The 26,325-nt window shown below is 46.3% G+C and carries 15 protein-coding genes; 10 read left to right on the top strand and 5 right to left on the bottom strand.

The annotated features are described in order from the left end of the window. Position 1: 1 nt before the first annotated feature. Complete coding sequence (locus tag ACK8HY_RS21875) at positions 2–2,365, bottom strand: glycoside hydrolase family 127 protein (protein WP_077433651.1); 2,364 nt, start codon at positions 2,363–2,365, stop codon at positions 2–4. A 558-nt stretch (positions 2,366–2,923) separates the two neighbouring features. On the opposite strand from ACK8HY_RS21875, the gene ACK8HY_RS21880 reads away from it, so the two are divergent. The 3 genes from ACK8HY_RS21880 to ACK8HY_RS21890 all read left to right on the top strand — a co-directional run bounded on the left by ACK8HY_RS21880 (position 2,924) and on the right by ACK8HY_RS21890 (position 9,542). Continuing rightward, on the top strand, positions 2,924–6,031 hold the full coding sequence (locus ACK8HY_RS21880) for a SusC/RagA family TonB-linked outer membrane protein (protein WP_416134818.1): 3,108 nt from the start codon (positions 2,924–2,926) through the stop codon (positions 6,029–6,031). Positions 6,032–6,047: 16 nt separating this feature from the next. Continuing rightward, the gene (locus tag ACK8HY_RS21885) at positions 6,048–7,652 is read left to right on the top strand and encodes a RagB/SusD family nutrient uptake outer membrane protein (protein WP_416134819.1); all 1,605 of its coding nucleotides are present in this window, start codon (positions 6,048–6,050) and stop codon (positions 7,650–7,652) included. Positions 7,653–7,907: 255 nt separating this feature from the next. Continuing rightward, entirely contained in the window at positions 7,908–9,542 is a 1,635-nt protein-coding gene (locus tag ACK8HY_RS21890; protein ID WP_416134820.1) for an alpha-L-fucosidase, read from the top strand. A 5-nt stretch (positions 9,543–9,547) separates the two neighbouring features. On the opposite strand, the gene ACK8HY_RS21895 is transcribed toward ACK8HY_RS21890, so the two are convergent. Then, a complete protein-coding gene (locus ACK8HY_RS21895; protein WP_416134821.1) occupies positions 9,548–11,146 on the bottom strand; it encodes a trypsin-like peptidase domain-containing protein in 1,599 nt (532 codons plus the stop codon). Between the two features lie 379 nt (positions 11,147–11,525). Between ACK8HY_RS21895 and ACK8HY_RS21900 the strand changes: the two genes are divergently transcribed. The 7 genes from ACK8HY_RS21900 to ACK8HY_RS21930 all read left to right on the top strand — a co-directional run bounded on the left by ACK8HY_RS21900 (position 11,526) and on the right by ACK8HY_RS21930 (position 21,839). Next, positions 11,526–12,113, top strand: a complete 588-nt coding sequence (locus tag ACK8HY_RS21900; RefSeq protein WP_077433639.1) for an RNA polymerase sigma factor — start codon at positions 11,526–11,528, stop codon at positions 12,111–12,113. Positions 12,114–12,178: 65 nt separating this feature from the next. Further along, on the top strand, positions 12,179–13,348 hold the full coding sequence (locus ACK8HY_RS21905; RefSeq protein ID WP_416134822.1) for a FecR family protein: 1,170 nt from the start codon (positions 12,179–12,181) through the stop codon (positions 13,346–13,348). A 140-nt stretch (positions 13,349–13,488) separates the two neighbouring features. Then, positions 13,489–16,860 carry a SusC/RagA family TonB-linked outer membrane protein gene (locus ACK8HY_RS21910; RefSeq protein ID WP_416134823.1) on the top strand — a complete coding sequence of 1,124 codons (3,372 nt, stop codon included), beginning with the start codon at positions 13,489–13,491 and terminating at the stop codon, positions 16,858–16,860. Positions 16,861–16,903: 43 nt separating this feature from the next. Next, positions 16,904–18,397 (top strand): RagB/SusD family nutrient uptake outer membrane protein, encoded by a 1,494-nt coding sequence (locus ACK8HY_RS21915; RefSeq protein WP_077433633.1) that lies wholly within the window; start codon positions 16,904–16,906, stop codon positions 18,395–18,397. A 12-nt stretch (positions 18,398–18,409) separates the two neighbouring features. Beyond that, entirely contained in the window at positions 18,410–19,210 is an 801-nt protein-coding gene (locus tag ACK8HY_RS21920; protein WP_416134824.1) for a DUF4843 domain-containing protein, read from the top strand. A gap of 1 nt (position 19,211) precedes the next feature. Further along, a complete protein-coding gene (locus ACK8HY_RS21925; protein ID WP_416134825.1) occupies positions 19,212–20,663 on the top strand; it encodes a PKD-like family lipoprotein in 1,452 nt (483 codons plus the stop codon). A gap of 33 nt (positions 20,664–20,696) precedes the next feature. Further along, positions 20,697–21,839 (top strand): redoxin domain-containing protein, encoded by a 1,143-nt coding sequence (locus ACK8HY_RS21930; RefSeq protein ID WP_416134826.1) that lies wholly within the window; start codon positions 20,697–20,699, stop codon positions 21,837–21,839. A gap of 112 nt (positions 21,840–21,951) precedes the next feature. Here ACK8HY_RS21930 and ACK8HY_RS21935 read toward each other — a convergent pair whose 3' ends face one another. From ACK8HY_RS21935 to ACK8HY_RS21945, 3 genes are read right to left on the bottom strand one after another with little or no spacing between them, the layout of a single operon-like run. Beyond that, on the bottom strand, positions 21,952–22,818 hold the full coding sequence (locus ACK8HY_RS21935; RefSeq protein WP_416134827.1) for a sialate O-acetylesterase: 867 nt from the start codon (positions 22,816–22,818) through the stop codon (positions 21,952–21,954). Positions 22,819–22,873: 55 nt separating this feature from the next. Beyond that, positions 22,874–24,604 (bottom strand): RICIN domain-containing protein, encoded by a 1,731-nt coding sequence (locus tag ACK8HY_RS21940; RefSeq protein ID WP_416134828.1) that lies wholly within the window; start codon positions 24,602–24,604, stop codon positions 22,874–22,876. Positions 24,605–24,635: 31 nt separating this feature from the next. Beyond that, positions 24,636–26,321: an endo-1,4-beta-xylanase gene (locus ACK8HY_RS21945; protein WP_416134829.1), complete on the bottom strand. Its 1,686-nt coding sequence runs from the start codon at positions 26,319–26,321 to the stop codon at positions 24,636–24,638. Positions 26,322–26,325 lie beyond the last annotated feature (4 nt).

Below are 26,325 nucleotides of genomic sequence, written 5' to 3' on the forward strand. Positions count from 1 at the left end.
CTTATTCATCCGGACGCAGCGTCCGGATTTCCAAAATTTTATGACTGGGGGACTTTGATGTCCCCTTGATTTTTACTTCTATTGCCGGCAATGCGCTAATCCCCTCAGGAAGCTTGATGCGCAAGGTTTTAACAGCAGCAGGACTATCGCTGCGCTTTAGGGTCTCAACCAGGCTGCCATTGATCCAGATTTCGCTGGTCCGCAGGGTTGTATCGGTCATATATTTTAGATAGAGTGTGCTGGCAGCGGTATTTTTTAGCTGGTAACTGAACCAGCCGCTGGTTTCACGCCAGCGCGTATCGTCAACGCTTCCCGCATGGCTATTTTCTTCGCGAAAGAAATGGTCCGATTCAGGCTGCTGTTCCCCGGCAATCACTTTATCCACCGTGATGGCATTGAGGGCAAGGCTTTCGCGCTCATCCCGTTCGATCTTATCCTGCAGCTCTTGAAGCTGGACGGCCGTGGTCTGTGGCCAATAGAGGATATACCTGCTATCGTGAATCCCGTAGAAGGGTTCAAGTTCCATGCTGAGGCTGTCTTTCCCCTGACGAAGTCCCCTTAGCGTAAAATGCAGGGGTTTACCGGGGATAGGGTCGACCAGCGTCGGAATGGCTTCAGGATCGGCTGTTAGCAGCGGGATCTCGCGCAAGGGGACCTGCTTTCCGGACGCGATATGGCCCATCCGGCTATCGTCGGCCTTTAATCCGGTCAGATCATTTGTTCCCGAACGTGCGGCGAGCACAACAGGGCCATAGGATATGCTGTAATAGTTGCTTTGATCAGGCAGCTGTTCAACCTGAATGTCCATCGGCAACTCCATGCGCAGGCGATCGCCGGGCTTCCATACCCGTTTGATAATAACATGTGTCGACGAGGAATCCACGATGGGATAGGCTTTCCCGTTTATTGAAATTTCAGGCCTACCTTTCAGCCACTTAGGCTTACGTAGGTAAAGTGTAAATTCATGTTTTATTTTGGAACGAACAGTAAGCGAAGTAAAGGCTTCTTTTGGAAAGTTATTCTCCTGGATAATCTCGACACCCTTTTGTTTCCAGTGCACGCTGGATGGAACAAAGAGATTGACGTACAGCTCATCATCTGTATGGGCATATATCATTTCGCCATACTTGGCGTGGTTCTCCATGCCCGATCCAACACAGCACCACATGCTCGTCTGTGCTTGCGAATAGACGCGATAATGTCCCGGACGGATCTGCGTAAAGTAAACAAGGCCCCCATGTTCGGGATGCTGGCTGGACAAAATATGATTGTATAATGCCCTTTCGTAAAAATCGATGTATTTGGCCTGTGGATCCGTGCGGTACAGCATCTTGGTGAGCCGCAGCATATTGTAGGTGTTACAGGTCTCTGGGCCTTCGATGCTCTGAACCATCTTTGAGAAGTCGTCTGTTGGGTTAAAATGTTCACTGACACTGTTTCCGCCAATGGCAATGGACCGATGTATTACAACATTATCCCAAAAGTAGCGTGCTGCCCCGGTCCAATCCGCATCTTTGGACAGCTCCCCAATCCGGGCGAAACCAAGAACTTTCGGGATCTGTGTATTGGCATGTAAACCCGTTAATTTATCCTGATGTTGGGTTAGGGGAGCCAGGATAGCCTGATGGGAGAACCTGCGCGCAAGCTCCAGGTATTTGGGATTTTGGGTTATGGCCGCAACGTCCGCAAAAGTTTCATTGAGTCCGCCGTGTTCACTGCGCAGCATATCCTGTATCTGCGTGTCGGAGAGCTGTGAAACCAGCTTGCAGGCCCAATCGCTCATCGCAATAAGCATATTTTTGGCGCTTTGGTTGCCGGTAAGCAAGTAGACATCACGTAGGCCAGCATAGGTCTTATGAATATTATAAAGCGGTACCCACTTGCCATTTAAATTAAACGTGCTAGACTGGATATTTCCGGCTTGAATCTCTTCCCAGATCGCTTTGCCGCCCGGGACGCCACCGATATAACCATTTCCATTTGCATCCTGACAGCGCTTCAGGTTTACAATCATATAATCCAGCCGTTCCTTGATACGCGGATCAGCGGTGGAGGCGTACATATACGCGAGGGCAGAAAGGTAATGACCACCGATATGGCCATCCAAGCCTGTGTTTTCCCAGTTGGTATAGGAAGGTTTGACAACTGCTAATCCAGCTTCCCTTAAAAATGGAGCCAGCAGACGGTCCGGTTCCATCTCCAATACATACTGCAGATCAAGCTGTTGGGCATGATAAAAGGGGCTTGGTAATAATCGGACATCCCGTAGATCGAAATAATTTAGCGTTTTGGCTGCCTGCGCAAATAAAGAGGAACAAAAGAGCAAAGCAAGGAGCGTGTGGAAAAGACGGCTGTTTAATTTCATTTTAAATGTATGCTATATAATCCGCTGAATAATAAAAATATACAACGATTTGGTTATTGGTTCTGATGAGCTAATCTACTGGTATTCCAAAGATATACATTAAGGAATTATTTTTAAGTGTTTTTTTTACATTTATTATTTTCTTATTTTTCAGCCCAGATACAGCGCTTGAATTTGGGGCAAATTTATCGCTGAATATGCCCCGGCCTATTGATGGGATATTAACGGGTCTCCTGCGGATTAAATCTGGCGAAGGATCTGACTTGCATTGAAAAAAAACGGAATTAATCTGTTGTTGATGGGTTTTAGACATTTTTACCCTTCTTTTAATTATTTGTTGCAAGGTCATTTTTGTGAAACCTCTAGCTTTGTTTTATAACCAATTGGCGAATAGCTAGCGCATTCTTAGGAATGATCCGAGAAAGGGGATAATGAATCTTTAGCGATGCATCTTGTATTTTTTTGCCGCAGTCAGCAGGCTAGTAATAACCAATTCGTTTAAATAAATAACCAAGTACGCGCCTCCAGGGGCAAAAGACATTTATCTCAGATAAGATTATGAACAGAAATTATGTGTCTTCTTTCTTTTGTTTTCCTAAAGAAAGGAACAGGAAAGTGAAGTGGTTGTTAATGGCTTCCATGTTAATGTCCATTGGACGACTGTCTGCCCAAGAAAAAGTCGTTCATGGAAAGATCGTAAGTGATCAGGGAAAACCGATTATCGGGGCATCGATCAAAGTAAAGGACAAAACCCTCAGTACCTCCACCAACGAGAAAGGCGAATTTGTACTCAAGCTCAATCCGGGCGAGACCATTATTGTATCCAATGTAGGGTATAATCATGTCGAATACGTAGTCGGTAATTCTTCAGAAATCAGCATCCCGCTTGTAGCCTCCGAAATTGCGGTTGAGGAGGTTGTGGTGGTGGGCTATGGTAAGCAGAAGAAGGTGGATCTGACCTCTTCTATTGCCGTAGTGGATACCAAGGATCTCGTCAAAGTTCCCGGCGGAACAATTGCCACGCTTCAGAGTACTGTACCCGGGGTGCAGGTAACCAATGGCGCCGTCCGCATCCGTGGTGTTGGATCCATCAACGGCACGGATCCGCTCTATGTGGTGGATGGGATGATCGGTGGCGCTATGCCGGACGAAAATAATATTGCCAGCATTCAGGTATTGAAAGATGCTGCATCCAGCGCCATCTATGGTGCCCGCGGAGCCAATGGCGTTATTTTGGTCACCACAAAACGGGGTAAAGCGGGGGATGTAAAGCTCGACTACAATGCTTTCGGCGGCATCAAAAATATTTCCCATAATGTCCCCCTGCTGAACGGACAGCAACTGGCCGAATTGATCAATGAGGAAATGTACAATAAAGATCCTTCGCGCAAAGACTATCTGCCTGCGCTGTCCAAACCCTCGGCGATTGGGCAGGGCTATAATATGATGGATGAACTGCTGCAGACGGGCAATTATCAACGGCATAATCTCTCGGTCTCCGGTGGATCTCAAAATGCCAATTTTAGGCTGAGCGGCATTTATGCTACAGATAAATCCATTATTATTCAGGACAAAAACAAGTATTATGGCGCGCAGTTTATCTCTGATTTTACCAAAGGAAAACTCAAGATCGGCGAAACACTTTCCCTGGGTTATACGCGACGCAACTGGAGCGACAAAAATATCATCGATGCGCAAAAGTGGTCTTCGACATTGCCCTTATATGATGCCAACAGCAGCACTGGTTTTGCCGGGGCGGGCAACGGAACGGATGTGCAGAGTGCCTTGGCGAATGCCTACCTCAACAAAAACGTCAATGACAACTTTTCGGTCAATGGCAATGCCTGGGCTACCTATGAGATCATCAAAGGACTGGTCTATAAATTTAATATGGGGGTAGACCTTAGCCGCATACGCAATGAAGGCTATATCGGTAACTACTCCGTCGGTCAGTATCAGAATCATAATCCGGATGAACTCAATATTTCCAGCAGCCAGAATAACCGCTGGCTATTTGAAAATACGCTGACTTATGAAAATAATTTCGGCAAGCATGCGATTTCGGCTTTGGCGGGGATCACCTCGGAAGAATCCCGGTACAATGCCGTCAATGCGGGTGCCCGCGGTTTGCCCAGTCCGGATGTCTTGATCCTCAATTCGGCTTCCCTGGCAAGTTCCCGCCTGGTGGGGTCGGGTGTAGGCCAGTCGGCTATGTATTCCATGCTAGGGCGTGTCAACTATAATTATGACAACCGTTACCTGTTGACCTTTAACATGCGGCGCGATGGATCGGCCAACTTCAGTAATCAATACCGCTATGGAAATTTTCCTTCGGTATCGGCAGGCTGGCGCATCAGTCAGGAATCCTTTATGAAAGCATTTCCGGCGATCAGCGAATTGAAGCTCCGTGGTAGCTATGGGCTGCTGGGTAATTCGGATATTGCGCAATATCAGTACCAACGGACGGTGAGTTTCGACCATGTGTGGTATTACCTGAACAATGTGATGGTGACGGGTGCCCTGCCACAGACGCCTTCCAACCCGAATGTAAAATGGGAAAGTCAGTATTCAACTGACCTTGGTCTCGATCTGGAGCTCTTTGATCACAAATTGGCTTTGACGGTGGATTACTACAATAAGAAGACGGAGGACATGCTGATCAATGTTCCCATTTCGTTCACTGCGGGCTACGGCAACAACTTCCCCGTGCTGAATGCCGGCAGCATACGAAACCGGGGCTGGGATATCCTGGCATCCTACAAAGATCAGGTCGGTAATTTCGGCTACCATATCGGCGCCAATATTTCCTTCGTGAAAAACCGGGTGCTGAGCCTGGGCAACAACAATGAGATTCTGTGGGGAACGATCTCGCCTGGCGGGGAAAATGTCACAAGGACCGCCGTCGGCCGTTCGATAGGGGAATTTTGGGGCTATACCACCGACGGCTTATATACCAGTCAGGCACAATTGGATGCCGATAAGGCTTTTGCACCAAATGCAGCACTGGGGGATGTGCGCTTCAATGACCGAAATGGGGACAAGGTCTTAAATGATCAGGATAAGGACTTTCTGGGAAGTCCAATACCTGATTTTAGCTACGGTTTCAATGCGGATGTCAACTACAAAAGTGCCATTGGTACCTTTGACCTGTCGATGATCTGGCAGGGAAGCCAAGGAAACGATATCTACAACAATAGCCGTTATTGGGGCGAGGGGATGTACCATTACTACAATAATTTTGCATCAACGCTGGACCGCTACCGCGCGGAAGAACTTGTCTTCAAAAATCCGGTATCCGGTGAAACGACCGTCTACCCGAAAAATACAGACACCAATATCCCACGTGCTGTACTCGGCGATCCGAATCAAAATTTAAGGGCATCCAATAGGTTTGTGGAAGATGGTTCTTATCTGCGGCTCAAAGTCCTCAACATTGGTTACAGTTTTTCTGGGCAGAGGCTCCAACGCTGGAAGATCGACCGTTTGCGGTTTTATGTCGGCGCAAAAAACCTGCTGACCTTTACCAAGTACTCGGGTTATGATCCCGAAGTGGGGTCGGGCGATACCCGCTCCAACCTGAGCCGGGGCATCGATGGACAAACGCCATGGGGACTCAGCTTCCCAAATTCAAGAGAGTATTTTATGGGTATTCAACTTACATTCTAATCCTTTAATCGACATCATGAATAGACACTATATAAAACTAGCAGCTGCTGCCTTGTTGATCCAGTTTTCGGGCTGCAAACCGAATCTGGATCTCTCCAACCCGCAGGAATTGTCGACGGACACGTATTATAAAACAGCAGATCAATTGGAAAATGCGGTCATACCGGCCTATCAGGCCCTGATCGGCCGTACGCAGGGGGGATATGCACGTAGTTTGTATTATGAACTTTTGGCGCCCGGTGATGATTACAATCATACCTTCAAATGGGAACCCATGTATCAGGATACCTATAATACGCCTGCAAGTGACGGGATGGCCGCCCAGACCTGGAGAGATTTTTGGAACGGGGTATTTGCGGCAAATTTAGCCATCGACCGTATTCAGAAGTTTGAGGGTGAAATAGATCAGAATAGAAAGAATAGACTGTTGGGAGAAGCGCACTTTCTGCGGGCGCTAAACTATTTGCACCTGGGCATGCTGTTTGGGGAAACCATTCCACTGATCAGTAAACCTGTTGAAACCAATGAAGATTATTATCCGGGCAACGCAGCGGCGGGTGCCGTCTATACGCTGATCGTGGATGATTTTAAGAAAGCATCGGAATTGTTGCCAACACGGGCAGCACTTTATGCCGACAGCAAAATGATCGGTAGGGCCACCAAAGGTGCTGCACAGGCTTACCTGGCCAAAACTTACTTGTATAAACCCATCCTCGCAAAAGGACAGGCAGCCGATTTCGCCAATGCCGAGATCCAGTTGAAAAGCGTGATTGATAGCAAGGAGTATCAGTTGATGTCCTCTTACAGGGATAATTTTCTGGAAACAAAAGAGAATAATCAGGAGTCAGTTTTTGAGGTGCAACTCTACAATGGGCCGGGCTGGCTGGGGGACGATATATCGAGTTCATGGCGCTGGCAGGAAATTGGCATGTTTGACGGAACGGGTGGTGCCTGGTGGAATCTGGCACCCAATAAAATGGCCCATGATGAATTTGAAGAAGGAGATCCCCGGAAATATATGACCTTATGGTGCGAAAATGGTGCAAAGTTTACGCAACTGGATGGTAAGGTCACCACCTATACGGACTGGATGAAAAACCTGGCGACCAATAAAGATTACTTTGGTACAAGGAAATATTGTCCGGATGTGCAGATCGCGGATTTTGATAATGGCAACAACGATCGTATTTTTCGCTATAGCGATGTGCTGCTGCTCTATGCCGAATGTCTCAACGAACGTGGCGATATCGCCGGAGCAAAGCAATACATCAACCTGGTGCGAAAGCGAGCCAATAATATCGTTCCCGATGAGCAGCCACACCTCTGGTATCAAAAATCCAATGGGACAATTCCCGACGTAGACGGATTGATCGCGCAGGGTTTGGTCAAAAATGGTATCCCTTTAAATACGGTCAAAAATATTATCGTGCATGAGCGATTTGTTGAATTTTTGGGTGAATATCAACGGTATTTTGACCTCTTACGATGGGGGATGGCCAATCCAAGCTGGCTGGAACCCTTGAAAAAAGGCGGTTGGTCTGCCAAAGCGATGTATTATCCTTTTCCACAGTCCGAATTGGACAATAATAAAAATCTGAAAGGCAATGACATGAACAATTGATCCAGGAAATGTATGTTTTTAGTTATACGTAGGTAGTGTTAGGTGGGAGGTGTCCTTTTTAAGGGCACCTTTTTGAAGAACAATCGAATGAACATACAGGGCGAATCAATATTGGATCAGTTTTTATCGATTATGAACTTTCTTTCCTGTTTGAATACTTTACTTTTGGTATTCAAGAAAATAACAAATTATAAACCGAATCTCTTTGTCGGGCAGGTTTGGAGCCTGGCATCTTGATCGAAAAATCATCATACAATGAACAGAAGAACAGCTATTAAGTTTCTCGGGGCAACTATTCCGACCCTTTTTCTTGGTAAATTTAGCGCAGCCTATGCGTATCTTGGGAAAGCTCCTTTTCATCCCGACTGGCGCTCACTTGAAAACTATCAGGTACCTGATTGGTTCAGGGATGCCAAATTTGGTATATGGGCACATTGGGGCCCGCAGTGCCAGCCTGAAAGGGGCGACTGGTATGCACGCGGCATGTATCAAGAGGGATCAGATCAATACCGGTATCATCTCGAAAAATATGGCCATCCCTCCGTTTTTGGTTTCAAGGATGTGATCCATCAATGGAAAGCCGAAAATTGGAATCCGGAAGAGCTGATGGAGCTCTATAAAAATGCCGGTGCCCAATATTTTATGGCCCTGGCCAATCATCACGATAATCTGGATCTTTATCGCAGCAGCCACCATCCATGGAATAGTGTCAACCTTGGCCCTCGGAAAGATATTGTTGGCGGCTGGGAGCGTGCTGCTAAAAAACGGGGGCTCAAATTTGGCGTGAGCGTTCATGCAGCGCATGCCTGGACCTGGTACGAAACGGCGCAACGAAGTGATAAAGCTGGAAAGTTTGCCGGAGTTCCTTACGATGGGAAGTTGACAAAGAAAGATGGCGCCGGAAAATGGTGGGCAGACTACGATCCGCAGCAGCTCTACGCTCAGGATCATGAACCTAGTTTAAATAGCAAAGACGACAACACGGTTCATCGGCAATGGCATTGGGATGTCGCCTCCGGCGTGAGTATCCCGACCAAAGCGTACTGTGAAAATTTTAAAGCGCGTACCCTGGAACTGATTAACAACTACAAGCCTGACATGGTTTACTTTGACGATACGGTACTACCGCTTTATCCAATCAGCAATGTTGGACTGGAGATTGCGGCCGATTTTTATAATAAGAGCATGCAGGCGAATAAGGGCAAAGTCGATGTGGTCATCAACGGTAAAATCCTGAATGAACAGCAACGGAAATGTCTGGTATGGGATATCGAACGTGGACAGAGCAATACGATTGAACCTCAGCCCTGGCAGACCTGCACTTGCATAGGTTCCTGGCATTATGATCGCCGGATTTACGATAATAATCAGTATAAATCGGCCAAAACCGTTATTCATATGTTGATTGATGTGGTTAGTAAAAATGGTAATTTACTCTTGAGCGTGCCCTTACGCGGCGATGGTTCTATCGACGATAAAGCGAAGGAAGTGGTACAGGGCATTGGAAATTGGATGGCGGTACATAAAGAAGCCCTTATCGGGACACGGCCATGGCATATTTTTGGCGAGGGACCAGCGCAAGAGGACGCTCCTTCACTGAGTGTGCAGGGCTTCAATGAAGGAAAAGGTAAAGCTTTTACCAGCGAGGATGTCCGTTTTACGACAAGAGGAAATATCCTGTATGCCTTTATTATGGGAACAACGACCGAAAAGCAAATTACAATTAAGTCCCTGGGCCGTTCGGCTGCCCAAACGCGAAAGGTCAATCAGGTTCAGTTAGTCGGAACTGATGATCGGATTTCCTTTCGACAACTCGACAATGGCCTGCAAGTATCCCTACCTGACAGTTTTGTTCAAAACAATATCGCGACGGTATTAAAAATTACCTGATAACTTTATCTTTTTGAGTTGTTAATTAGATATTGCGCTTCGGATAAAACGTTCAGGATGATATCTCGAGGGATAGCAAGGCAGGTTGTATGACTAAAGCGAGCAATATTAAGTCCTATAAAATTGCCTTCGCTATCGATGATCGGACTTCCGCATTCGTCGGCATGAATGCGGGAATCATGGAGAAATACACGCGGAAAATTATCCCTTCGCGTCGATTTTCCTTTGGGAATGTGGTTTGCAGGATGTGGATTTGGCTGGGCTGCCCATTTGGAAAGAATGACCTGGGCATGTAGCGCCGTCACCCCGCGCCGGAATTGGACCGCTAGTGTATCGCCAGCAGAAAATTGCTGCATGGCAGCATTGATTTTGACGGCACTTGCGACATCCTGACCGTTTAATGCCACTATTTGGTCACCAACACGAAGTCCTGCCCGGCTTGCAGCACCCATGCTGTCCACTTTTGTTAAGGTTGGAAGACCTGCAATCTCCTGCATGTGCGCATCGAAAGTTCCCGGAATCGGTATACGCGGAAAGGTTTGGGGCGACATGCCCAGGATACCGCTTTTAAGCTTATTGCCGGGTAGCAGCGACCACAATTTTATACCGAGTAAAGAATCAGGAATACCTAGTCTGCTGGTCTCCGATGCAGTAATTGCTGGAAATTTATGATCACTTACAAGTGCGATCAGGTCATTTTTTTTATCCCTGAACAGGATCTTCAAGGCATAGGTGCTGTTGTGAAATTTGGCCTTTGGCGCCTCACCAACCTGGCTGCTTTTGGATAAAATTACCTGCTTATTGTTTGCCAGGTTAAATGCGGTACCTAATATATACACGCTATCTCCATGTAATGTACTACGGATGGGGATGGACTGAACGTTTGTTTTGGGAAACGGTGCCGGTTTTTTGAGTACCAATTCCATGAGTTTCTTCGCTAAGGGATCGCTACCGACTGAATCGGTTGGCGTGGGGTAAATATTGATCGCTGCCGGATGAGTCAGCGAACGCCAATAGATGCGATAGCTGTTTACAGGCACCTCAAAATTGATGCCTTCAGCAGCATCGATACGGCTATGTAGACCAATTACGCGGCCTAGGGCATCAAATAAAGGGCCGCCGGAATCTCCGGGCTCCATGATACTGCTGCTCTGAATAAAACCATAGTCGTCCATTTTTTTCAAAATGCGTCCAGCGCGGAGAAAGGGAATGTTAAAGGGCAAGGTTTCGGGATAGGATATTCCAAAGCAGGGCTGCTTTTCAGCGATGGATGACGACCAGCCCATTTCAGCAAAAGGCCAGGGGCCTTCGCCCTGCATCTTCATCATCGCAATATCGGGCAAGTTGCTCTGTTGGTCGACGACCAGTCGTCCGAGCGCTTTGGCAACAGCCTGCTTGCCATCGGGAAAAATTACGCGATAGAAATTGCCCGGCTTGGTGGAATGTGCCACTGTGAGGATTGTTCCATCCGAACGTACGATGACTCCACTAAAAGGAGCACTGTTTTGCTGACCGCTCACACTGTCTATACCGAACATTTTTATGGAAGCCGCTAGCGCCCGGTCAATAATTGACTTTGGTATCTCGCGGTCAGCGGTCTGCATGCGCTGCGCTAAGCAGTAATTGAGGTTTGTGACCAAGCACAAGATTGCCCAAATAATGAGGTATCGGAGGAAAGTGCTTTCAGAATTTTTTTTGGAGCAAGGTGTCATACTTCAAATAGGTTGATTTATCGGATTAGGTTTTGCTTTAAAAAGCAATTGCTCAAAGGTAGGGGATTTGTCATCGAAAAAACAAGGGCAGGAAACAGTTCTGAATAAATTACTGACATGAGCTTGTTTTTAATGCGGTTTGCTGAAAAAATTATGGCTTAAGGAAGTAGATGCTGAAAAATTAATAGGAAAAACGAGGAATAAATTGGTCTTAGGAAGTATCCATTCTTTTTAGTTATCTTTATCCACGAAAAGCTAAACCGATCTACCAATGAACTATACGAGCGAAAAAGAGCTGCTTGAAGACTTCCTCAACGGGGAGGAGCAGGCTTGTGCGCATGTATACAACCGTTATTTTAGTCGTATATGTTTATATGCATCGAGCTTTGTGGACGAAAGCAAAGAAGCTGAAGATATTGCAGAGGAGGGATTTATACGCTTGTGGCAGGGCAGGCGGCGCTTTGAAAGTTTATCACATCTGAGGGCGGCGCTTTATCAGGCTACGCGTCATGTAGGAATCAATTATCAGACCGCCAGGAAGCGAAGATTAAATCGGGTCGATAGTTATGTGGCGCAGCAGGAGCAGGATCAAAAATCCTATCTGCATGAAATTGTCTATACCGAAGCCATGGCCGAACTCTACGAAGCCATTCAGAAGCTGCCACCCAAAGCACGCGAAATTATACAGCTGAGCTACCTCGAAGGCAACAGCAATCAAGAAATTGCGGATTTATTGCAGCTAAATATCCAAACGGTAAAAAATCAAAAATTACGTGCTCTAGGTCTGCTACGCCAACATTTGAAACGAGATTCCTTCAATTATCTACTGTCGTTGATTGTTCTTTTTGGAAAAATTTAATTTTTTTTAATTGTCTTTGGTACTTTTTCTAATCGGTGTGGTATCTATAGATGAAATAGCTCAAAATGGGTCCTAAAGAAGAAGAAAAATTTATCTATATCAGTTCGCTTGTCCTCCAAGAAATGCGGGGTACGCTCAGCGACGAAAACCGCCTATTTTTGGAGCGCTGGCTACAAGAATCCGTGATGAACAAACAGATTTATAGACGCTGCCTGGATGAGGCGCAACAGCGTGAGGCCTATGCCAGCCTGCAGCATTTTGAAAATCAACGTAATTTTGAGTCGATAAAAGCCAAGGTTTCCTTTCATCCTTCAACGAATGGATCTGGGCTGTTGCAGCGTTTATGGCCTTACTTTGCTGCCGCCAGTGTGCTGTTGGCGCTTTCGGTTGTATGGTATTGGAATTCGGATAATAACCAGCCGGTTCAAACCGAGCTGAGGACTGTAAATGACCGCCTTCCGGCTTCCCATCAGGCGATTATAACGCTCTCGGATGGAAGACAGTATGCTTTGAATAATGGAGAAAAACAAGTTGTGATCGATGGCTCTGGCATACGTTATAACGACGGCCATGAAGTGGCGACGATCAATGCATCGGTGTCTGCACGGATAGAAACTCCGCGTGGTGGTACTTACGAAGTCACATTGCCGGATGGTACCTTGGTCAAACTAAATGCAGGGACTATACTTTCTTACCCGACGGAATTCGCGAAAGACAGACGTGAGGTCAGTCTTCAGGGCGAAGCCTATTTTGAAGTTGCAAAACGGAAAGATCAATCTTTTATTGTGCACACCAAAAATCAGCAGGTGCGGGTGCTTGGAACGCACTTTAATATCAATGCCTATCCGACAGCAACACAGACAAAAACAACCTTGCTGGAGGGTAAAGTACAGGTAAAAGAATTGATTAAAGGCCAAAACGTGACCTTACTGCCCGGCGATCAGTCGGTCAACACCGGAAGCCAGCTGTCCAAGCATCCGGTCAACATACAGCAGGAAATGGCTTGGGTATACGGCAAATTCAACTTTGACGGAAAATCACTTCGGCAGGTCATGGATGAACTGTCGCAATGGTATGCGGTTGATGTGGTTTATAAAGGTGATATACCCGATGTTTCCTTCTTTGGCGGAACATTCAGAACCAGCAAATTATCTACCATCCTGAAAATATTAAAAGATCAGGATCTGTCGTATCATTTGACGGACGACGGGAAACTCATTATTGAAAAAAAATAATCCTAAAGAACAGAAAGGAGGGCAATAAAGAACGTAAAATTATACTTGACCAAACGATATGAATTAACAAATTGGGCAGTGGATCCTACCATCTAAACAATGGATCCTGCAATCTAACCTAACTAAACTAACTAGAATTAATGAAATTAAGTTGTTTTTTACAAGCGACCAGACCCCTTTTATGGCTCGTTTTTGCTGTCTTATTCCAGCTAGGCCATAAAGTAAACGCGCAAACCGTAACCTATGCCGGACGTAATGTCCCACTGATGGATGTGCTTAAAGCGGTCAAAATTCAGACGAACTATGAGGTCCTCGGAGCCAAAAAGATGTTGGAGTCGGCAAAGCCAATTTCAATTAAAGCGGACAAAATGCCCCTTAAATTATTTCTTGATAAAATTCTAAGTCCGCAGCAAATCGGCTACACGATTGAATCGAAGACGATTTTTCTGGAAAGGAAATCAAGTTCACGGAAATCCGAGCCCACAAGCCACCCCAAAATAGAAAAATCATCCCAGAAGCAGATCCGCGGACAAGTCCTTGGGAAAGACCGTACGCCGCTTTCCGACGTGAATATTTCACAGCTGGGCAATACCATCGCTGTGGCCGATAAAGAAGGACGTTTTTCTTTTACCAGCACTATGCAACCGCTTACATTAAGTCGGGTTGGCTATAAAAACTATACCCTCGCTTTGGTGGAAAACAAAGAAGAGTACAGTGTAGTGATGGAAGAAGAAGCGAATGCATTGGAGCAGGTCGTTGTCACCGGTTATCAGGTGCTAAAAAAAGATTCCTACACCGGAACAGCAATTACCAAAAGTGGCGACGAGCTAAGGCAGGTAAATCCGCAAAACGTCTTACAAGCAATGCAGGTGTTCGACCCATCGTTTAAATTGCTCGACAACAATCTGGCTGGATCCAATCCCAATGCTCTGCCAAATATCAATGTGCGTGGATCTTCTGCATTACCAACCGGAGGGAATGAAGTGCTGCGAAGGGATAATATCACGACCACAATCAATATGCCGGCCTTTATATTAAATGGTTTTGAAGTAAGTGTACAAAAGGTGCTCGACCTGGACATGACCCGTATTGAAAGTGTCACGATCTTGAAAGATGCTGCTGCAACCGCCATATACGGTTCGAGAGCGGCCAACGGTGTGATGGTCATTACAACAAAAATGCCCAAGGACGGCAAATTACAATTGACTTATACACATGAGAGCAATGTAAATATGCCCGACCTGACCGGATACGATGTTTTGCATGCTGCTGATAAATTGGCCTATGAGAAGCTGGCCGGGCTGTATGACGCCACGATTCAGCGGCAACCACAGGATGCCTTGGATGAACTGTATTATCAAAAGCTGGCCAATGTGCTTGGCGGTGTAGATACCTATTGGCTGTCGCAGCCTGTACGGACTGCGGTGGGACAAAAGCATGGCCTTTATCTGGAAGGCGGTTCGGAAACGTTCCGCTATGGCGTAGACATGCGTTATCAGACCAGACCTGGTGTGATGAAAGGCTCGGGAAGAAATCAATATTCGGGCGGACTAAACTTTAGCTATAACCTCAGAGGTAAATTTAGATTTCAGAACGAGCTTGCCATAACAGTGGTCGACGGGCGTGAATCTCCCTATGGAAATTTTGCGGATTATGTCCGGATGAATCCTTACTACCGCATGACAGATGATCAAGGTAATATAATACAGGAGGCCGATGTATGGACAAGGGTGGCAAATTCGGGAAGTGCACAACGGGAATATGTCTTGAATCCACTTTACAATGCGACGTTGAATAGTTTCAATAAACTGGGATATACCGAATTGCTGAACAATTTCTCCGGTGATTTTGACCTCAGCAATGGACTTCGCCTGCGCGGACAGGTAAGTTTGTTGAAACGCTTGAATACGAATGATAATTTCCGCTCGCCCTTAGCCAATGATTTTTATTTCTATCCTACAGCACAAACAGACGAAAAGGGTAGTTATACCAGCTATACAAACAATGAATTGTATTGGGATGCAAACCTACGGCTCAATTGGATGCGTACGATTGATCTACATAGCTTCAATGTGGTTGGGGGAACAAATATCCGGACAGAAAGCTATGATGAGCGTTCTTTCAAAGCGATTGGCTTTCCGAATGATCGATTTACCAGTGTGGGATTTGCCAAGGGATATGCGGAGAATGCGAGTCCTTCGAGCAGCTTGGGTGCCTCCAGGCTATTTGGTGCCTTTCTCAGTGCCAATTATTCATATGATAACCGTTATCTGATGGATGCAACTGTCCGAATTGATGGCTCTTCCAAATTTGGATCCAACAAGCGTACTGCCCCTTTTTGGTCGACAGGAATCGGCTGGAATATGCATAAGGAAAAATGGTTTGCCAACAATGTAGTCAGCCAGTTGCGACTCCGCGCTACGATAGGACTGACGGGCTCTGTACAGTTCGATCCTTACATGTCGCGGACAACTTATAGTTACGATAAGAGCAATTGGTATTCCTCGGGTCTGGGAAGTACGGTCCGTAACTATGGCAATGAAAACCTGACCTGGCAGAAGACCCAGAGTACCGATGTCGGTCTTGATCTTGGACTTTGGCTTGATCGTTTGACGCTTTCGCCACGCTATTACCATAAGATTACCCGTGATATCCTGGCCGATATCAACCTGGCACCTTCTACAGGATTCAGCTCTTATAAAGAGAATCTGGGCGATCTTGAAAACAAAGGATTTGAACTCAATGCCAATTGGATTGCCCTTAAAAAAGAAAAATGGACCCTGAGTCTATTGGCAAATTTGGTACGGAACAGAAATAAAATCGTACGTATTTCTAATGCGCTGAAGAGCTACAACGAACGCGTCGATGAAGCACAGCAGGGGAGTGATTTAATGGCCGTACCCTTGCTCCGTTATAAAGAAGGCCAGTCGTTGGATGCTATATATGCCGTCCCTTCTTTGGGGATAGATCCAGAAAACGGCAAGGAAGTGTATATCAAAAAAAATGGCACATTATCGTATGACTGGGATGCACGGGATATTGATGTCGTCGGGGTGGCCACACCAAAAATGGAAGGATTTTTTGGAGGGACACTGCGCTACAAGCAGTTTATGATGGTCGCCTATTTCCAGACGCGGATAGGAGGTAAAACCTATAACCAAACCTTGGTAGACCGTGTCGAAAATGCTGACCCGCGCTATAATGTGGACAGTAGAGTCCTGGAGGAAAAGTGGAAAAATCCTGGCGATGTGACCTTTTACAAAAGCATACAGGATCTGGGGCAGACGCGGGTATCCTCGCGTTTTATCATGCCCGACAATTTATTTGCCCTGCAGTCACTCAATCTTTCTTACGATGCTGGAAAAGCACTGTCGAAAAAACTGGCGCTGTCAAGCCTGCGTGTCGGACTTGTCGCAAATGATATTTTTCGTTGGTCTTCGGTGAAAGTAGAACGCGGAATTACGTACCCATTTGCCCGCAGTGTGACTTTTACCCTACAGGCAGGATTATAAAAGATGATAAGTCCCATCCAACGGATGGAAAAAATATGTACAGATGAAGAAGTTAACTATAGTTTTAATACTGTTCACAGCCCTGAGTACGCTTTCTTGCTCCAAGTGGCTGGATATACAACCTGAAAGCGAAATCGACAAGTCGGTCCTCTTTTCTACCGAGGATGGTTTCAAGGAAGCCCTGATCGGCGTATATACACGATGTGCTAAAGATGACCTCTATGGCAAGGAGCTGACCATCGGAACGCCGGAGGTGCTGGCGCAGAACTATGCGCTATCAAGTAATGATCCCTTGCGGTACCAGCAGACCAAGTTGTTTAAATACAATGACGGTAACTTTATTGGTCGAAAGGACAATATCTGGAAAGGTTTATACAATGGTATTGTCAACGCCAATCTGATACTTGGTGAAATAGACCGTAAAAAGCAGTTATTTACGGGAAGCAATTACCAATTGATCAAAGGCGAGTCGCTGGCTTTGAGAGCCTACCTCCATTTTGATGCTTTGCGCCTATTCGGTCCAGCTCCTGCTGTAAATGACAAGATTGAAGCCATTCCCTATGTAACGACCTATTCCAATAAATCTACTAAACTGTCCACGGTCTCACAACTTCTGGATTCGGTGATCCGGGATCTGGAAGAAGCCAAAGAATTGCTCAAGGTTGATCCCATCCGCCTGAAATCCTACGTGGTTGGCTATCCTACTGTCGGAGACACCTTGAAAAATTCAGAGCTGCAGGACAAGAGCCTCTTTTTACAGAACAGAAGGCACCGGCTCAACTATTATGCCGTGTGTGGATTACTGGCACGTACCTATCTCTATAAGGGAGATAAAATAAAAGCACTGCTGAGCGCACGTGAAGTGATCGATGCCAAAAAATTTCCGTGGACCAACGCCACGGATTTCCTTGCCGTAGATGCGGACAAAAAAGATCGGGTTTTCTATAAAGAGCTGTTGTTTGCCTGGTACATCCCGGCCATGAACAGCAGCTATAACAATGACTGGTTTCAGGACAACAACAGCGCCATTTACCTGGATCAGGATGAAGCAAAAACCATTTATGAGGTTGCAGGAGCCGGTGGCGGTGACATGCGCTATACGCAATGGTTTGGAACGGTAAGCGTTGGGAATTCTTTTATATCATCTATTCATAAATATAGAAGGAATACACTGGGCGACAGTTTTGCGGCCAATCTGCATTATCTGGTAGCGCCGGGGATCCGATTGTCCGAAATCTACTATATCGCCGCTGAATGTAGTTACGAGACTTCTCCCGCTCAGGCTGCAGCATGGCTTGATGAGGTACGTGAACATCGGGGCATTGGTCAGAAAGTGGATATATCGACCCATGCCAAACTCCGAAGCGAACTCCTGAAGGAGTACCGTAAAGAAATGTTTGCCGAAGGGCAATTGTTTTTCGCCTATAAGCGGCTGAATCTACCGATTATTGGACAGCAAGGCACCACAATTCCGGCCAGTCAACAAATTTATGTATGGCCGCTGCCTGATGATGAAATAATTTATGGACAACGGTAAATAGTAACCAAAATGAAAAAAACTATTTTATTACTTCTGCTTCTGCCGCTACTGTGTTCTTGCAAAAAGGCGGTTTTAACGACCTACGATAGGGCCGCAAATGTTTATTTTGATTTGAGCGACGCTGATCGGGATAGCATTGTATACACTTTTGCTTATGATATGACCAAGGCAGAGGATACCATTTTTGTTCCCGTCAAAGTGATGGGATACCGTGATCAGCAAGCGCGGCAATACGAGGCTTTCGTGGAAAAGGATTCATCAACGGCACGTACCGATCTGCATTATGATCAGCTTAAACCGGCCTATACCATAGAAAGTAATGCTGGCCGGGCGCTGTTGCCCATTATAGTGCACAATATCAGCGAACTTGAAAATCAATCTGTGTCACTGCTCGTAAAACTTAAGGCAAGTAATGACTTTGGGGTTGAAAACCCAGCACTGATACGGGCGCGTATTATTATTTCGGCCCAATTGGAGCAGCCTGCCTGGTGGACAATGTGGCTTGATAATTATTCGCGGGTAAAACATCAGCTCTTCTTAATTGTGACCGAACAGCGTTCGCTTTCTACGGTTGGACTTGATGCACCCAAGAATCTCTACTTTGTCAATCTCCTTTTTATGATGCTCAATGATCCCTTTAAGTGGGTCAAAGATCACCCGGAAAAGAATTATGTGCTGAGCAGTAAAGATAATGGACAGACCTATCAGTTCTATCACGTGGACAATCCAAACCGAAGCATTCTATTGAGAAAAAATAGCGCTTCGGGTAAGTATTATTTTATAGATGAATCAGGAAAGGAAGTCAGATAAGATGAAAAGAAATGTAAACAGGTTAAGAGCAATATTATTTTTTGCCATTGTGTCTTTAACCTTATTGGTTTTCGGTGGCTGTTATAAAGATAAGGGGAATTATGCGATCGATATGCCTGAGGGACCGCAGATTACAGGATTGGACACTTTGTATGAAGCTTCGGTTGGCGATAGTCTTATTATAGCACCCAAAATTACGGGTATCGATGCGGCTTCATTGAAATGTAACTGGCGCATCGATGTACCAGAGGCAGTTATCCCCGAAGCCAACCACTATGAAGGTCCTGCACTGCGCATCGTTTTTGGACTTCAGGCCAAGAGATACACAGCGCGTCTTACGGTGACCAATACGGCCAATGGAATGAAATATTTCTATAATTTCAAAATCCAGGGAGCAACGGCTTTTTCGCGGGGATCACTCGTGTTATCCGTCCAGAATGGGATCAGTAAGCTGTCCTTTATAAAACCTGACAATAGCGTACAAGCCAATATTTATGAGGCGATCAATCGCGAACCATTACCACCGGATCCGATGTATATCCACTACCTAAAAAACCAGTTCACGGGAAATACCCCATTAGGATACTGGATTATTTCCAAACGGGCAGGTGTGCGTCTCGATGTCAACAACTTAGTTAAAGAAGCGGTAAAACCCGGTACACTGCACGATAACTTTTTTCTGGCTCCAGCGACGATTGCTGTCGGAAATCTGCTCGCCCATCCGCAAGGAGTAATGATGGGCGTCATCAATGGCAAATTTTATGGCGGAACAACGAATACCTGGGATCAATCGAATACCTATGGCATGTTTGGGACTTATGCGGATGGGGACTACGAATTAGCTCCGGAAATTATATTGACAACGGTAGACAACAACTATAGTGTAATTGCTTTCGAAAAAAATAAAAAGCAGTTTATCCGAATCAATATATATGGTAGTCCAATGTATTTTGGCACACAGTATAGTCCCGTCAATACTGAAATTTTTGATCCAACAAAGGTGGGCATGGATCTGATTAAAATGGTACAGATCAATAACACGGATACCTACGCTTATGTGAAGGATGGTGGCGGCCAACTCTATGAACTGAAGTTCAATGCAAATTTTAATGGTCCGTTTATGGTCACGGCAATACACAAAAGACTATTTGCACACCAAGAATGGATCAATGAGCGAACTAAAATGGTGGCCACCCGCAATGGGTACATCTATATGGCCTACAAAAATCAGGTGTTTCGCTATAATCCGCTCAATCAACAGGTGGAACTATTGAAGGCAGCCATCAAATCGGATGTAGGCCTGCTCAAATTGGATGATGATGAGAATACATTGATTGCGGGGGCAGAAGGTGCCCTGTATTATATGGACATCCGGGTAGGGAAAAACGGCGATCTGCTCAAAACAATTGACGGTCTTCCCGGAAATCCTGTGGATATGACCTGGCGTAAGTAAAAAAAGAACAATATAACATCTAATCATATAAACATGAAAAATTTAAAAATAGCTGCCTTAGCGCTGGCATTTTTGCCCTTGACATCTTTTGCGCAGCAAGCGGGCTTTCTGATCAAGGGAACTGCACCAAAAGCTTTCAATGGCAAAAAAGTATATCTCGATTATACAAAAGATGGATTTCCAGCCTCGGATTCATCGGCTATCGTGGATGGCAAGTTTAGTTTCAAAGGAACCGTAGAGGAGCCCGCTTACTCCCGAATGGTGTTTGATCAGGACGGTAAGGGGAAATTGATCGCACAAAATATTGGCGATCGGTTATATTTTTATTTGGGCAATGAAACCTACAACATGACTATCAAAGATTCGCTGCGTACCGCTGCGATAATAGGATCGCCATTGCATAATGCCTACGTCGCTTACTTAAATGAAATTGGCGGTGGTTTTATGGATATCATTGATGCGGGGAATAAGGCCTTTTCGGCCGTAAAGCAGGATGCTCCTGATGCCAACAACCAGTATAAAGCTATCCATGAAAAGTTTGAGGCGCGGTTTGAAGCCCGGCGGGTAAAAGAGCTGGCATTCGCTGCCAAAAATCCCAATTCCATCTTTGCGGTGGATGCGCTTATTGATGCAGCCAATAAACGCAAGCTCAGTGAGATTGAACCTTTGTTTTTGAAGCTGTCCAAGGAGGTGCGTCAAATGACAAATGCGCGGCAGCTGGAAGCACGTTTTCTAGCGGAGAGAAGTGTGAAAATCGGTAATAAGGCACCTAATTTTTCCCAACCGGATACGGAAGGAAAATTGGTCAGGGTATCCGATTTTAAAGGTCAGTATGTGCTGATCGACTTTTGGGCAAGCTGGTGTAGTCCCTGCCGTGCTGAAAATCCCAACTTATTGAAGGCATACAACAAATATAAAAGTAAAGGTCTGGAGGTGCTTGCGGTTTCGCTGGATGATACGAAAGGAAAAAATGCCTGGTTAAAAGCGATTAAGGACGATGGATTGCCATGGATCCATGTCGCAGATCTAAAGGGCTGGAGCAATGAAGCAGCGGTATTGTATGGCGTGCGTGCCGTACCGCAAAATTATCTGGTGGATCCTCAAGGAAACATTGTCGCCATCAATATCAAAGGTGAACTGTTACACCAGGAATTAGCCAAAATTTTTGGAAACTAATGGACAAATGCATGCACTGTTATTGCCTTTAAACCATAAAAGGATATTATTCGAACGAATGGCAATATTGCCGATAATCTGGTAAGGCTAGGGATTGATTCCCTAGCTTTCTTTATTTTTTTGTTTTCTGCAGCAATCTAAGCATGCTTGCTGCATAATTCTTGCCCAGCTGTCGGTATCCCGCAGGACTGAAATGTAGTCCGTCGCCAATACCTGCACAGCCTTTAGAGGAGATGATATGGGCAGTAGGGATCGTTGCCGGCAGGGTCTGGATAATGCTGTTCATGCTAGCGCATTTCCCTCCAGCTTCGGCCGATAGGAGTTCGCCGGCAAGCAGCGGGACATCTTGGGCTTTCAGCTGTAAATCATGTAAGAGGTTTTCATAGACTTTTTTCACTTTATCGGGCCATTGGCGATCGCCGGTGTTGGACTCACCCTGATGAAGCAAAATCCCTTTGATAACACCTTTCTGCTGTGCCATCCGGGCTAGCGCCACCAGTCTCTGATAAGGATTGTTGTCATAGGCAGCAAGCATGGATTTCATCCACTCCGGTGCCCTTGCGACATAGCTCGCGCTGCTGTCCTGATCAAACAATTGAATGTGGCAGCCGCCTACCGAAACATTGATGACACCGACCTCAATATTCTTGGGAAGATTTTCAACAAGCGTTCGGCCAAAATAATCTGCAGGTGTAAGTCCGGTATGGCAGCGTGTAAGCGGTGCCCGGGCGGGAGACCATTGGCCATATTGCCGCCCTAAGTCGGGACAGTCTACTGCCGACAGTAGCTGGAAACGTTCGAGGGCAATGGTATCCTGGGGTTCGAATTGGCCGTGTCCCTCCATATTGGATTGCCCAAAACAAAGGTAAATATGAAAGTTTTTGTCCTGGGCAAACGCTGCTGTACTCGAAAAATTGCATGCCATGATGAGCAATAGCAGGACTTTAAAATGTATTTGTCGCATGGTGAAGGTTTTCATGTTTTTAAAATTAAGCTATTTCGCGGTAAGCAAGCTTACCGCGAAAAGATAACCTTTAATTCATCGCTATAAATTTGAATTTAAACAATTGACAGGATGTACCGTAGTAATCCCAAAGATGCAGATTGGAGTTGCCATCCATGGTACAGTTGGGTACATCCCAACCGCGTGTAGCATCGACCTTTGAGGTAATTTTGTAATAGCCATTGGCTACAGCGGTGACCTTCCAGGCCTGCGCATCATTGCCATAGTTTTGCCAGAGCCGGATCGCAGTTCCGAGCGCGTTGCTGTTACTCGCCAGGTCAATACAGCGATTGCTGGCGCTTGCTTTGGAAACAAAGCGCCAGTACCCATTGCCCGCATCGATGGCTACCCAGCGCTGTGCATTTGCGCTATTTCGGGTCCAGGGTCGGAGTACTGCGCCGTTGGCATCTTCCCCTGATTTTAAATCAAGTACTTTGTTGGCATCAGTCTGAAATTCGATTTCGTAAACCCCATTATTCACTAGGCTAGTGATAGTGCAGTTAGACATGGGATAATTGGAGGTGGCATATTGCTGAAACCACTGTTTTGCAGGAGCTGCGCAGGCCTCCCAATCGTTGTTATAGGCCGTACCGGCATTGGGATCTCCTTTGTGAAGCAGATTGTCCGGAGCGAGCAGGTTCCAGCTTACATTGCCGGACTGATCGACGATATATTTTAGATTGGCGCCAAAACCATTGCCGCCCGCTGTACCCGTGGTTCCGGTACCGAAGGTGCCGTATCCCTGTGGCGCCCAGTCGGTCTCGGTAATGGCGATCGGAGCGATGTCAGCAATAGGTTTGACATTGGTATTCCAGGCATTCTGAAAAGCTTGATAGGTATTGACACCACCCCAGTATCCCGGATAGATATGCACGGCGTAGCCGATGTTGCCACCGGAAATCTGATTGTTGACGTAGCCTTGGTAATGGGACTGCCAACCGGTGCCTGGTATCCAGCAGACATTATTGGCCCCGTTGTTACGGATGATATTGACCAGGGGCTGAAAGAAATTTTTCAATGCAGCAAAATGTTCGTTGCCCGTCATTCCCCAGGTTCCGTTTGTCCCCAGGATCTCAACCGGTTCATTGGCCAGCTCAAACATCACATTGTCTGCATTTTTCAGGGCAGCGTGCTGCGATAGGAAAGTCCAGACGGTCTTGAGATAAGTATGATAGGCATCATTGACCGCGATACGGTGCGGACATACACCCGGAGGGCGCAAGATGACATACATACCCCGGCTGCGGGCATGGTTGATCAAGGGGATAATGACCTGGTCGGTGTAGGTAACCAGGCGGTTGTAGTTGAACCTGGAGATATCGTCTTCGGGAATGGGCGCTCCCGGATCATTGGTCCAGTAAGGATCAATGTGCAGACGGATATAATTGAGGTACCAGCCGTCGGCGGCGCTGCTGAGCTTGTCCATGACCGCCTTGTTATAATTGAGCGCACCCTGTACATTGTAGTTGTCCCAGGTGCAGTAGCCTGAGTTGGCGCCATACTGGCAACCATTGAACCAGGGGCTGGGCGTAATGGCTACCCCATGCAGGACAATGTTATTGTCACAGGGGTCTTTGAGGTACTTTCCGCCTACATGTAGGGTCGGCGTCGGCCTTGGCCAGTTTGTCACCGCTTGGGCGGAAACATTGGCCTTAAGACTTCTTTCGGATTCACTGATCAGTGTTTTTTCTTCCAGCCGCGAACAGCTGGAAAGAAGGGCCAATAAAAAGATCAGCAGTAACCACTTGTTGTTTGTTCTCATAATTTAACTATTTAAAGGGTGATTAATGATCTTATTTTTTTGCGGACAAGGCCTCAGCAACAGCCTGATAGGCGGGCTTTCGGACAAATCCTTCGGTCCATAATCCGATCGGTTCTCCGCGCCGCCAGAATGAACTTTCCTGATCTGGACTATCCAAGGGGCTCCATAGGGTGATACCGTACTGTTTGTCCTTGGGAATGATCTCGCGGTATTTCTCGACGACAAATTTGTACAGGTCAGCCTGTTTCTGATACATTTCAGCGGTGGCATTGCTGGTTTTGATGCCATCTCCCAGGCCAATATCAAGCTCAGATACTTTGATCAGCTTGCCGGTGGCGGCCAATAGATTGAACATACTCACGATGTTATCTTTGCTGGTATTGATATCGATGTGCATCTGGGTGCCGATCCCATCCACTTTAGCGCCTTTGCTTTCGATGTAGCTGACATAGGCGATGAGTCCTTTGCATTTGTTGCCACTGCCTTCTAAGCCATAGTCATTGATGAATAGGAGATCATTGGCGTTGCCATATTTGCGGGCAAACTGGAAGGCTTTCACGGCATAATCCTTACCCAAGTAATCCTGCCAGTAGAATTCATCATCCGCCAGATCGCTTTTGCCGACTCCCGTTTTTAGGGCATATTGGTCCGGCCAGTCGGACATGGGTTCGTTGACCACATCCCAGGCTTTGATATAACCTTTCGTTTTCTCAAGCATACCGGCAATAAATGTTTCCAGCGCTTTACTGAGTATGGCTTCTTTCTCGGCAGCTGTTTTCTCGATCGTGCTACCCCCGGGGCTGCCATAACCTTCGCCATTGGCGGACTGCGCCCTGGTGGAATTGTTTCCCCAGCCAAACCAGCCGTCAATATTGTTTTCAAAATCACTGTTGACAATGAGGCTTGCCGAACTGCCTGTTTTTGTCAGCACAACCTTGTCAATGAAAATGGTGCCATCGTATTGGCCAAAATTGATGATAAAACGGTTACGTGCTGCGGTTGCGGTTACTTTAAGTTCGTACGCTTTGTAGCTTGTCGTTAAAGCCAATGACCCCATATTGTCGCCGGAATAATTGGAGGTGCTTTGCAGATCAATCCCAATATTACCCGCTTTACTGCCCCGGGCCACAATCTTCAATACATATTCTTTCCCTATTTCCGTCGGGCTAATGTCTGTGGCTGTCTGTGCTTCCCAGGCATTGACGACAGCAGGGTTGCTCATTTTTAAGGCATGTCCGGCGAGGGCCGGCCCGTCCGAGCCTGGTATAACCACAGGGGCGATTAACTTATTCAGGTAGGCGGCATGCTGTCCCGAATGCCAGCACAGCGTGTGGCCATAAAGGGCCATGTTGTTTTCCTGTGCAGCCCTGATCAGCTGTTCGACGCGTGATAGATTCAGGCTTCCGTCGGCTTGTACAATGGAACCATGCTTCATTTCATAGCCCATCACCATTTCTTCGAAATTGCGGTTGGCCAGTCGGTAAAGTACCCCTTTGTTAAAGTAATCATTCATATTGAGTGCTACACCAAGCTTAAAACCAGGGTTTGCCTGTTTGTCTAAATAGCTTTTTAGGGGATTGTAGGCATTTATATCTTCTTGCTCCAGCACTTTCTCCGGTTTTTCGACAGCATATTCCAGGGCTTGATATTTGGAACAGGAACTCCAGACGGTACCGAACGAAAGTAGGAAAACGAGCGTTTTATTGATTTTTTTCATCGTT

This window comes from Sphingobacterium sp. NGMCC 1.201703, from assembly GCF_047784615.1.
Lineage (GTDB): Bacteria > Bacteroidota > Bacteroidia > Sphingobacteriales > Sphingobacteriaceae > Sphingobacterium.

Bases quoted from the DNA above. Each gene is read 5' to 3' on its own strand.
- ACK8HY_RS21900 (WP_077433639.1), top strand. From the start codon at position 11,526: ATGAACTATACGAGCGAAAAAGAGCTGCTTGAAGACTTCCTCAACGGG.
- ACK8HY_RS21905 (WP_416134822.1), top strand. From the start codon at position 12,179: ATGGGTCCTAAAGAAGAAGAAAAATTTATCTATATCAGTTCGCTTGTC.
- ACK8HY_RS21915 (WP_077433633.1), top strand. From the start codon at position 16,904: ATGAAGAAGTTAACTATAGTTTTAATACTGTTCACAGCCCTGAGTACG.
- ACK8HY_RS21945 (WP_416134829.1), bottom strand. From the start codon at position 26,321: ATGAAAAAAATCAATAAAACGCTCGTTTTCCTACTTTCGTTCGGTACC.
- ACK8HY_RS21940 (WP_416134828.1), bottom strand. From the start codon at position 24,604: ATGAGAACAAACAACAAGTGGTTACTGCTGATCTTTTTATTGGCCCTT.
- ACK8HY_RS21925 (WP_416134825.1), top strand. From the start codon at position 19,212: ATGAAAAGAAATGTAAACAGGTTAAGAGCAATATTATTTTTTGCCATT.
- ACK8HY_RS21885 (WP_416134819.1), top strand. From the start codon at position 6,048: ATGAATAGACACTATATAAAACTAGCAGCTGCTGCCTTGTTGATCCAG.
- ACK8HY_RS21920 (WP_416134824.1), top strand. From the start codon at position 18,410: ATGAAAAAAACTATTTTATTACTTCTGCTTCTGCCGCTACTGTGTTCT.
- ACK8HY_RS21880 (WP_416134818.1), top strand. From the start codon at position 2,924: ATGAACAGAAATTATGTGTCTTCTTTCTTTTGTTTTCCTAAAGAAAGG.
- ACK8HY_RS21935 (WP_416134827.1), bottom strand. From the start codon at position 22,818: ATGAAAACCTTCACCATGCGACAAATACATTTTAAAGTCCTGCTATTG.
- ACK8HY_RS21890 (WP_416134820.1), top strand. From the start codon at position 7,908: ATGAACAGAAGAACAGCTATTAAGTTTCTCGGGGCAACTATTCCGACC.
- ACK8HY_RS21910 (WP_416134823.1), top strand. From the start codon at position 13,489: ATGAAATTAAGTTGTTTTTTACAAGCGACCAGACCCCTTTTATGGCTC.
- ACK8HY_RS21930 (WP_416134826.1), top strand. From the start codon at position 20,697: ATGAAAAATTTAAAAATAGCTGCCTTAGCGCTGGCATTTTTGCCCTTG.
- ACK8HY_RS21895 (WP_416134821.1), bottom strand. From the start codon at position 11,146: ATGCAGACCGCTGACCGCGAGATACCAAAGTCAATTATTGACCGGGCG.
- ACK8HY_RS21875 (WP_077433651.1), bottom strand. From the start codon at position 2,365: ATGAAATTAAACAGCCGTCTTTTCCACACGCTCCTTGCTTTGCTCTTT.